Source organism: Sphingobacterium sp. UBA7253 (assembly GCF_002472745.1).
Lineage (GTDB): Bacteria > Bacteroidota > Bacteroidia > Sphingobacteriales > Sphingobacteriaceae > Sphingobacterium > Sphingobacterium siyangense.
The window spans coordinates 6,681-16,631 of record NZ_DKSP01000110.1 but is presented as its reverse complement, the minus strand read 5'-3'; the positions used below and the strand labels follow the sequence as shown (position 1 = coordinate 16,631).

The following is a 9,951-nucleotide window of genomic DNA, read 5'->3' as shown; positions in this document are numbered from 1 at the left end:
ATAAATATGGTTGGGTATTTGCTCAACCATATTCAAAATTTAAAAAATGAAACTAAAACACATCTTTCTTCTTTTTATATTGATCTTCATTATGAAGGTCAAGTCCAACGCACAGGAAGTTGCCGGCCATGCTCATTATGCTGTATTAAGGAGTACTGATAGTATTAATAATGGCCCTGAAGGTCTATGGGTGCTGAACGCATATCCCTTTGTTCCAAAGATGGCTGCAATGATGCGTTTTAAGCTGGAATTTACAACCACAAAATCTATGTTTAACCGGGTAAAGACCATTGAACTTGAAAAAGTTTCGAATGAAGATATTAAAATAACCGAAGGGTTAGTCGGTTATAAAGATACGAGCTGGCATGATGCTTCGTATTTTTACAGTTTTGATAGGGATATTAGAAAAGGTATGGACAAAAAAGGACTTATATTGAAGACCCATAACAATTTTGACTGGAAAATCAGTGAGGAAACGAAAAAAATAGGTGAGTTTACGTGCTATAAAGCAAAAGGAGATAAAGTAATAAGCTATAGGGAGGGCGGCGAATACAAAATTAGAAAAACACCTGTTATTGCCTGGTTCTGTCCCGAAATTCCTATACCCTTTGGCCCTGTCTTCGCACGTGACCTACCAGGTTTGATATTTGAGTTTCAATATGACGGTATTGTCTACGGACTAACTGACATTAACTTAACAGGAAAGGCTGACATTGCTCCATTGCCAGATAAAGAAATCCTGACAAAAGAACAATGGCGGGAAAGGTTATATAAACTAGCCAAAGAATTAAATGTTCCTTATCAATAGCTTGTGACGTTAAGATTTATACTATTATTTATTCTCTTATTTGTTCTTCCCCCTAGTTTACCGGCGCAACAAAGCTTGCTAATTAAAGGTCTTGTTGTTGACGAGAGTGACAAACCGTTGGAGAACGCAAGTATCGTGATCAAGCGTATTCCTTCTTCCGGAAGTGCTCCCTTATTTCAGAAAAGTGATCAGCAGGGCCATTTTCAGTTTGAATTTCCGAACGTAGGAAAAATTGAGCTCACAATCTCCAGATTAGGCTATCAAAAAGTTGTTGATACCTTAGATAATCAGTCAGCAGAACGGAAAATCAAATACAAATTATTAAAATCTGTCCAGAAACTTGATGAAGTAAAGATTGACTACCGATACCGCGCGGTGGAAATTGCCAAAGATACCATCCGTTTTTCTGCCGATTACTTCAGGGACAGTACCGACCGAAAATTACAGGATCTTATTGAAAAGATGCCTGGCTTTTCCATCGAAGATGGAAAAGTGCGTTTTCAGGGAAAGCAGGTCAATGTAACCTTAGTGGAAAATGAACGCTTTTTTGGTGGCGGCAGTAAGCTCGCTATCGAGAATATTCCCGCTAATGCAGTAGACAAGGTTGAGATGATCAGTAGATTTTCCCAAAACGACCTGCTGAGAAACGTCCAGGTAAATGATCAGCTTGCCATGAACGTCAAACTGAAAGAGAATAAGAAGAATTTCATCTTTGGAGATCTTGAATCTTCATTGGGAAGCGAAAAATCTTACAAGGAACACGCCGCCCTATTTTATTACTCACCGGCAAAAACCATGTCTTTTATTGGGGATATCAATAATATCGGTACTTCACCGGTATCCAAGGAAGATATCGATCGCGTGCAGGGCGCCGAGTTGCAGTATTTTTCAAATTCAGTTCCCAAGGATGGTCTGACGGGTTACAATCGTGACAATCGAAATGTGATAAAAAACATCAATAAATTCGCCGCATTCAACGGTTTTCAAAAGATCCTAAAAAAGAAGTTGAGCGTAAATCTCTATGGCGTATATTCCGAAAACAGACTGGGCACCATTTTAGAAGGCACTAATCATTATTCTTTTCCCGACCTTCGGTATACAGAACAAACCAATATGCGTTCTTCGCAGGTTAATAGGCAGGCGTCTTTCAATATTTCGAGCAATTTTAAGCCAAGTCCATATTTTAGCTTGGATTATAACCTGGGTACATTCTGGACAATGCCCAAGCAGCAGGTGCATACTAACAATGTCATTGACAGATTTGGAGTAGACAACAATAGTATACAAATCCAGGATGGACATTCTGTTGTTTTAAAGCAATACCTGGAAGGTAGCTGGAAGCATTCTTTGCGAAGTTACAGCTCATTTGCTTTCCAGCATCAGTATACCTCGGAGAGAGACAATTTCTCCCTTTCTTCGGACAGCCTTTTCCTGCGTGGTTTTATACGTTTTGATTCTATGGCGAACTATAGTATAGTGAGACCTGTGGAGCGGAAGAAGCATCTTTTCAATGGGTCTTATAAATACTATTGGGTCATCAATCAAAACCAGCAACTTCACCTGGAAGTCAACTCCCAAAATGAATTATTACGGCAGAATGGGCAGTCAGTTGGAGCCCAGGATACAACCGGGGCACAGTTATTTGATCACGGACAATATTATCGAAACAGCAGCAATTATTTGGGTGGGAGCTATCGGTTGGACTTTGATAAGTTAAAAATATTATTTTCTTTAAAGCAGTATTACTTATATTTAATCAACCAGACTCCAACAAACTATAATCGTCATGGGCAATGGTTTCTACAACCGGAGGTGGATCTAAAATATGGGAAAAGTGCATTGGATGGATTTCGCCTTAATTACCGAAGAGGTTATACTTTTGCGACAGCAATGGACCTTAATCCGTCTTATTGGATTACAGGTTACAATAGTTTGTCTCGGGGAAATATCCTGCTGGAGGGACAGACATTCCATAAACTTACTTTTACCTATAACAATTTTAGACTTACAGACTTTCGGGTAATCCATTTTAACAGTACATTGACTTTGAAAGATAAGATCAAAGGGAACAGCCTTTTGACTTCTTCCTACGAGCAGTTGAAGACAGTGCAGTTGTTTGATCGACCTGATCTCAATTTCACCAATATCGGGGGGTATAGCATACGATATGGTAGGTTTGAACCGGGAGTATATCTATCCTCTATCCATATGAGGTTAGCACAAGGGATCGATAACAGCGAGATTTATCTACGGCAGAATACGGTTTCGACAGACCTTTCCTTAAGATGGTTTATACCAAAGCTTGCTGATGTAAAATTAGCCTGGACAAGAACAGATAGCTGGCAAAAGAGTTTGGCAGATAATCAAAAGGTCGCGCTCAATAAATGGAGCATTACCGGGAAATATCAGCTGAAGAATCTTGTATTTAAAACAGACTGGAGTCTCTTGAAAACAGGGCTGGGTGATAGCAGTGCTGATCCAACTACTATAAATGGAAATTTTGAAGTGCGTTACCAGAAAGTAAAATCTCCATTCAGTTTTTATATTCAAGGGCTAAACGTGTTAAAAAATACAAGCTACCGAACTGCGGTACTGACAGAGTACATTAGTTCCGAAAAAATCATCTATACGATGCCCCGTATTTTTCTATTGGGTTTATCGTATAGTCTATGATATTTCATACTATTTGCTCCTTCCATTCTATGCACATCATAGATTATTTGGTCCAATATCGCCACAACATTGCATACTAAATAAGGGTTGAATGCCTAGAGCCTAAGGATTCCTGTAACCAATCCTACTTTCAAACCAATACCTTCGCATTACAGTTTGTATTAACCTTGAAAGTTAATAGCTGTAGACCTATTAATTCAGCATAAATAATGTATATTAGGCTCGGGTATTAACCTTGCCCGATTGAAAAGTATAATGCCATAATAGTAACTAATAACAGTAGCATTTATGTTGATTTTAATAGTTATAAAGATGATCACTATATCAATCAAAAAAATTGAAGGACATATCAGATTGCTAAGCGAACAGCTTTATTAGTCGATTTAAAAACTGACACCACGAATGAGAAATAAGATATTGACACTATTACTTTTATTAACAACCTTAATATCCTACGGACAAAAGAAAATGGAACAGACATTCTTCACGTGGGACAATTTTGTTGGCGGATTTGCCAAAGAAATGATTTCTGTCGAAGACGTTTTTAATAGTATGGTAAAGAGTGGTCTTAAAGACAACTGCTTAACAAAAATGGACTTTACTTTTATCTCAGATAAAAGTGAGAACTTACAAAAGCTTGGAGAATCTATCAAGGTACACTATCCATACACTGTTCAAGAAGTTAAGAAATACGGAAAATTGTGGGAACTAAACGGCGAGACAAATGAAATTCCAATGACAGCCGACAACTTACTTTTTTGGGGTTTGGATATGTATAAAAGAGGTTTTGAATTTGACGCGAAACATGATGCTTACGGTGGACCTTTTGATCCAAAGGAACAGAAATTTCCAGTAATTGACTCAACAAAGGCGCACTATTATTTTGACAAAGGTTTAGCTGAGTGTGTCAATATAAGCTGGGAGTATTCTTTTGATTACCTCAGCTAGTTGCATTTCATCCGCCCCAAAAATCTTTGCAGCTTCTATTAGACTAGGATGGTTAAATATGTCGTTATGCGACAGATAATTAGGGAATATTTTGATGAAAAATTGTTCAAATTTTTCCTTTTTCCAATCATTGAGTGCTGGGTGATCTTGCCAAAGTGCCAGCGTACTATTCAAAAGCTGTTGGCGTCCATAATAGTGGAGATCTTCATCGTCAAGTTCCAAGATAATGTTCAAGAAACCCAGATATTGCGAGACGCTACAGATTTCCCGAATTGCCTCAAGCTTTTTCTCTGCACTGCGATATTCGCCAGCGGAGTCTTTTAGAAAGGATTTGATGGCTGCAGAATCGTTGGGGTTGAGGTTTTGGGGTAGATTGATTCTCTGCTCATTGTTGGATATCGGCTGAATTTGACATGTTTTGTCTTTTTTTTCATAGAATGATAAAAATATATCAATATCTGCGATTAAGATACTGCCTTCTTGGAGCTTCGAACGTAATACTTTGACCATTTCTGGCCTGCGGTAATTTGGACAGTCATAACGAATCAATTGAAATATCTCGGTTGCGATTGCATCGACAAAAACGGATTTTTTTGTTACTAGCGCTTCCAATAACTGATTACAGTGCCTAACGAAATTATTGCCATAAGAGCTATTTACATATAATAAAGCACCTGCCATTTCTGGTTCAATCATCTTTCTGTTAAATGCCTGCTCTATCGCCGGTACAATAGAATATTTTAATTTAATGAAGCGTAGATGGTCCCATCGGCAAACCAGTGCAATTGTACCTTTTGGATCCAGGTGAGCTGATCCATCAATCGCTTCTTCCCAGGGAAAGTTATCCCAGTTTTTTAGACGGCTGTGCGCATACTCAACAAAACGGGTGAACATGTAGGCAGTTTCTGGATAAATACCGTTTGAAGAACTAGAGAGTTGTGCAATGAACTTGATCTGGTCAAAGCCTTCAATATCCATTTCGGATACGGTTTCAACCATTTTCTTAAAATATGCTTGGCCAACAGAGTGATCAATTTTTCCGCCAATTCTAACACAGGTCAAGAAGTCACTTATCTTACCACTGGCGTCGGTCTGTGCATCGTAAATCAGGTCATCTGCTTCCTTTAACAATGCTAAAGTTGAAATATGGGCAGTTTTACATCGTGAAATATTGTTAGCTATTCCCAGAAGTAGAGAAATATGGTTATCTTTTGTACAAAAACAGTCTTTTAGTAATTTGATATAGCGATTTTTGTCTTCAATATAAATGGCAATGTCGCTAAAGACTTCTCCATAATACACATTAAAGTGTGGTAATTCCCGATTATATGCATATAAACTGTAATTACGGTGCAATAATCTACTATGAGCCTCAATTTCATCAAGAAATGTTTTCTCATCGATCTTCTGTGCGAGGAATTTTGCCCTGAGGGAATAGAAAGGCAACACTGCTCCGAAGAGATTATCTAACCGTTCTTTTTCCTCCTTCGTGGATTCTGACATGCTAAGGTTCCTGTCATCAGTCTTCTTAAATCTTTTTGGGTATAACTGTTCAATGGTTAATGTCGTATCATGTACAGCGCTAAACAATGCTTTGGATCGGAAAAGCATATCCAAATGGGCAAACTCTTTGTCATTTCTGAAGTTTGACCGATAAAAACGTGGAAAACTATTGAGAGGGCTAATTGTCGAGTATTGAAGGAGTTTGAGAATCTCACTGTTTTCTTCACCATGTACCGCTAGATATTCCGCAATATGAATTACCTTTTGTTTAGTGCTGAAATTTAGTAAATGCCTTCCATTAAAAGCATCATCTAGTTCGTTTCCCAAATTGAAGGTATCAAAAGGGACCTTTACACCAGCAGTAAAGTATGCAGATATAATGTTCAACCTGGCTGGTAATTTCCATTGAAAACTACTAACAGCTTCATCAACTTCATTGATAGTACCATAATCGAGACTATTTTTTAGGAGTAGCTGTGCAACAATATCCATCTTATGGTAAAAACGTCTCCAAAGCCAGTTCATTGCTTCCTTTACATTCTCCAAACGGCAAATGGCTTCGGTGGCAAATGCTAAATCAATTATATCTATTTGATAAAACTCGCGTTCTTTCCAAGGCTCACGAGTACGCCAATCTAACCAAGAGTGTGCTGTTTTTAAATGAGCTTTAGCTTCATTTATTGTACCAGTATTTCTTGCATATACAGCAGCACAACGATAGTGCACTGGTCCATACCAAGTCAAACGATCCGATTTGAAATATAGATTTTCTACAGTATTTCGATCTCCATACATTGCTGTTAAGTCTGCATTAGAAAGTAACGTTTCTGTTAGAGTGTCATCAGTCTTGGCAGCCTCAGCCGCTAAAATTTGTAATTTTAAGAAATCAACTATTTTCTTCTCTCTCAACGAAAGCTTCATTGCCTGGCGTGTCCGATCGATAGCAATTTCTTTTAGTATGACAGGATCTTTAGGAACTACTAGATACTTTTTATTAAAGACAATACTCTTTAATTCTTCATAACGCTCGGTTAATAGTAGAAAGTTTCCAATATGTTTGCTCGCATATTCCTCTCTATCCGCTTGAGCAAGCAAAATAGATGCTATGTTTTCAAGATCGGAGTAGTTTGAAGGATAGTGCTGTCTTAAATAAGCTTCGAAGTCCTCATCGGTAAACATTAGCGCGCCATCCTTTAGTACGACTCCCTGCGCGGTATCTATCACTAAATCCTTAATCACCGTTTCTTTGGCAGCCGCTAATTCGCATAGCAGAGTTAATGGAAAAGGCCTAGGTAACAAGATCATGTATCGAAATACCGTTTCCATCAATTCCCTATTGCCAAGTTTGGAACTGACGAAATCTAAGTTTACGCTTATTAGATCATCAACTGTTTTTCCATCAGGCTTTAATGGTTCAAGTAGTTTATCTAAGCCAGCTTCTTGATTAGCCAAGGCGTAGGTTTGCACTCTTGGAATTCCTCTTGTGAGATCGTGAAATTGTTTAATTTGATTGGAATTTGCTTCAGGAAAAATAGCTGTCAGCCGTTTTTGAGTTTCCTCTTGAGTAAATGGCTCCAGTTCTATAGATCGGTGTCTCACGGGTAGGTGTAAACTTCCTAGGCGATGTGTTCGAGTCGTTAATAATAGTGTACAACCTGGGGGCAATGCCATTTTAACTATTTCTTCGACAAAAGAGGATTCAGAAGAATGTTCGGCAGCCGTGATGCTATTGTCGGCCGCGTCTATTATGATAACAACTCTAGCATTAGGCTGGACATTTCTTACAATTTCGCTCGCGATCTTTAAGCGATCAAGAAATTCGCGAAAGAAAACTTCAATTGGTTGACCTGGAGGAAGCAACATAAAAGGTGAGCCAGTTTTGATAGCGAGTTCATTACAAATTTGCATCAAGGCCCAATCCGCTTTATGGCGCTTATCCACTACATCCATATAAGAGCCGGCCCCATAGCAGTCAAAGACAATGCTTACACAGTCCCTAGGCAAATTTTGCTCTATTAACCTCACTATGGTACTTTTCCCCATACCTGCACCTGCATGGAGGCATATCGGGCTATTTTCTGAATCAAAAATGGCATCGATAATATTTTCTGATTGTTTGCGAGGTACTAAGACATTGTCGTAATCAAATTTTGCCGGGACAGGAAGTAATTTTTCTACCGCACTAAAGTTAAATGTCTTAAGGATATCTATGATCGTTAATTTGTTTTTTATGCGGTTTTCAGGCATCATCTTATTCCAGATCTTGACGTGCAAACTGTCATAATTTCTTGCGCTCTCAATACCATTAACTCTTGAAATAGATAGAATGATTTCTTCTTTCAAAACAGATCGCGATGCCACACCACATTCCGAAAAGTCCAACAGTCTTAAAAAGTCAGTAAACTTGCCAGATGGTAGCGAGGAAGCTGCTAGAAGTTTGTCTAGGGCGTCATGCATTTTTGCATCGATTAGAGCCTTGAGCTTTGCGAAGCTGAATTTGTTGGGATGTAGAGAAAGTATATTTTGAGTTTTTTCTATCACTTCAGCAGATGACTCTACGAATGGCCTGTTGCTGATCAATTTAAGGGTTAATTTGTCAAGTACGATATTTCTGTCGAACTTGCATTCGTAGCCACTGTAAATTTCAGCTAAGCGATGAATGATTGAACCAGTATACTTATGCTTTTTACCCTGGCAGATTGAAGCGATACTCCAGGGAGTATTACTGTGCCGGGTACTGTATTTTAGCTGTGAAAAAACAACCTTGTTGGCGCTTTCAAAATCCTCTCCACCAAAATACTCACCAAGGTCTACACCAAGCATCTTATCTCCATCAGGGTCAATATCCGTTGCATCATTAATAATCGTGCCTTCCAGTGTCAACGCTTTCAGGCCATCATCATCCAAATTTATGAGCTCGACTGATTTCCGAACAGCCCATAGAACGTGAAAATCGTCTCCGGCATTGGATTCAGGAGCGTCCGTTACTTTCCTTTTTTTTGTGTCATCAACTGTGGCTTTCTTTTTTGTCATCAGGGAGCAGTAATATAAATAGCTTTAAATGTTTAAATATACTAAAAATGGCAGATGCTTTTTACGAGGAATGTTGTAATCCACACTCTGTTTATATCACGGTCAACACAAGTAACATCTTCAGTTCATCATGCCATTTTAGCTTTTCATCTAAATTTTTAACCTAATTTAAAATGCATTATTGTCGTCATATGATTATTGCCTTCTAGTCCTAATTGCTTTTATAAAATCCTCCAAAACTTTTATATCAGCCAAAAATTCTGCGGCGTCAGGGATTTGTTCATTCAATGCTCCTGCACTATCATGCCCTAAAAAACAGGTAGAACATTTTGACATATTAATATCAATGATATCGTAATCGGCCTGAGTCAGATCGATAACTTTTGAAAGTCGTTTTGTTTGGATTTCACGTCCAAATCTCTTTATCACTTCATGCAACACAACTTCCTCTATCGCCCTTTCCCATGTCTCTCGCAGTTTTCCATAAAGTGGTTGTACTGCTGCTCTATACGCTTCATCAGTTTCGCTTTTCTCTATCTGACTAACTTTTACTTGGTCCGTCTTTAGTATACCAATCCTTGTTTTTACAGGCAAAGTATCCCATGGGGGATTAGTGGCAACAATACCAGTTTCTTGTATCTTTCTTGTAAGGCTCTTCACTTCTATATTAACGCTGCTTCTTTCGCCATGTTCCTGTAGCATCAGGAGAAATGAGATGTCATGTGTAAAGACAATGACCTGTCTAATTTTAGATTCTTCAACAATGCGATGTGCAATTTTATTTCTCCACTTGTGATCAAGCGAAGAAACAGGGTCGTCAAAAATTATTGCACTGGAGTGATCAGATAATGTCAATTCGGATAAAAACGTGGCAAGGGCGATGCATCTATGTTCTCCTTCACTTAAAATATCTTTTAGAGGCATATTAACGGCATGGGGCTCGTTAAGTTTTAGAAAATGGTATTGCTTTCCTTTTACGCCTTTGG

The 9,951-nt window shown here is 38.5% G+C and carries 5 protein-coding genes; 3 read left to right on the top strand and 2 right to left on the bottom strand.

What is annotated here, in order from left to right; genetic code table 11:
* The first annotated feature begins 46 nt into the window (after positions 1-46).
* From B2X72_RS10800 to B2X72_RS10790, 3 genes are all read left to right on the top strand, one after another.
* Positions 47-808 carry a GLPGLI family protein gene (locus B2X72_RS10800; RefSeq protein ID WP_070564610.1) on the top strand — a complete coding sequence of 254 codons (762 nt, stop codon included), beginning with the start codon at positions 47-49 and terminating at the stop codon, positions 806-808.
* A 3-nt stretch (positions 809-811) separates the two neighbouring features.
* Positions 812-3,481 (top strand): carboxypeptidase-like regulatory domain-containing protein, encoded by a 2,670-nt coding sequence (locus B2X72_RS10795; protein ID WP_286849591.1) that lies wholly within the window; start codon positions 812-814, stop codon positions 3,479-3,481.
* Positions 3,482-3,883: 402 nt separating this feature from the next.
* Positions 3,884-4,429 (top strand): hypothetical protein, encoded by a 546-nt coding sequence (locus tag B2X72_RS10790; protein WP_115049159.1) that lies wholly within the window; start codon positions 3,884-3,886, stop codon positions 4,427-4,429.
* On the opposite strand, the gene B2X72_RS10785 is transcribed toward B2X72_RS10790, so the two are convergent.
* Positions 4,376-8,965 (bottom strand): NACHT domain-containing protein, encoded by a 4,590-nt coding sequence (locus B2X72_RS10785; RefSeq protein WP_115049157.1) that lies wholly within the window; start codon positions 8,963-8,965, stop codon positions 4,376-4,378. The two genes, B2X72_RS10790 and B2X72_RS10785, sit on opposite strands and share 54 nt — an antisense overlap.
* A 195-nt stretch (positions 8,966-9,160) precedes the next feature.
* Positions 9,161-9,951, bottom strand: a 791-nt coding sequence (locus B2X72_RS10780; protein WP_286849589.1) for an AAA family ATPase, incomplete at its 5' end; no start/stop codon positions are given.

Excerpts from the sequence above, each read along its gene's own strand:
- B2X72_RS10800 (WP_070564610.1), top strand. The coding sequence starts at position 47 with ATGAAACTAAAACACATCTTTCTTCTTTTTATATTGATCTTCATTATG.
- B2X72_RS10790 (WP_115049159.1), top strand. The coding sequence starts at position 3,884 with ATGAGAAATAAGATATTGACACTATTACTTTTATTAACAACCTTAATA.
- B2X72_RS10785 (WP_115049157.1), bottom strand. The coding sequence starts at position 8,965 with ATGACAAAAAAGAAAGCCACAGTTGATGACACAAAAAAAAGGAAAGTA.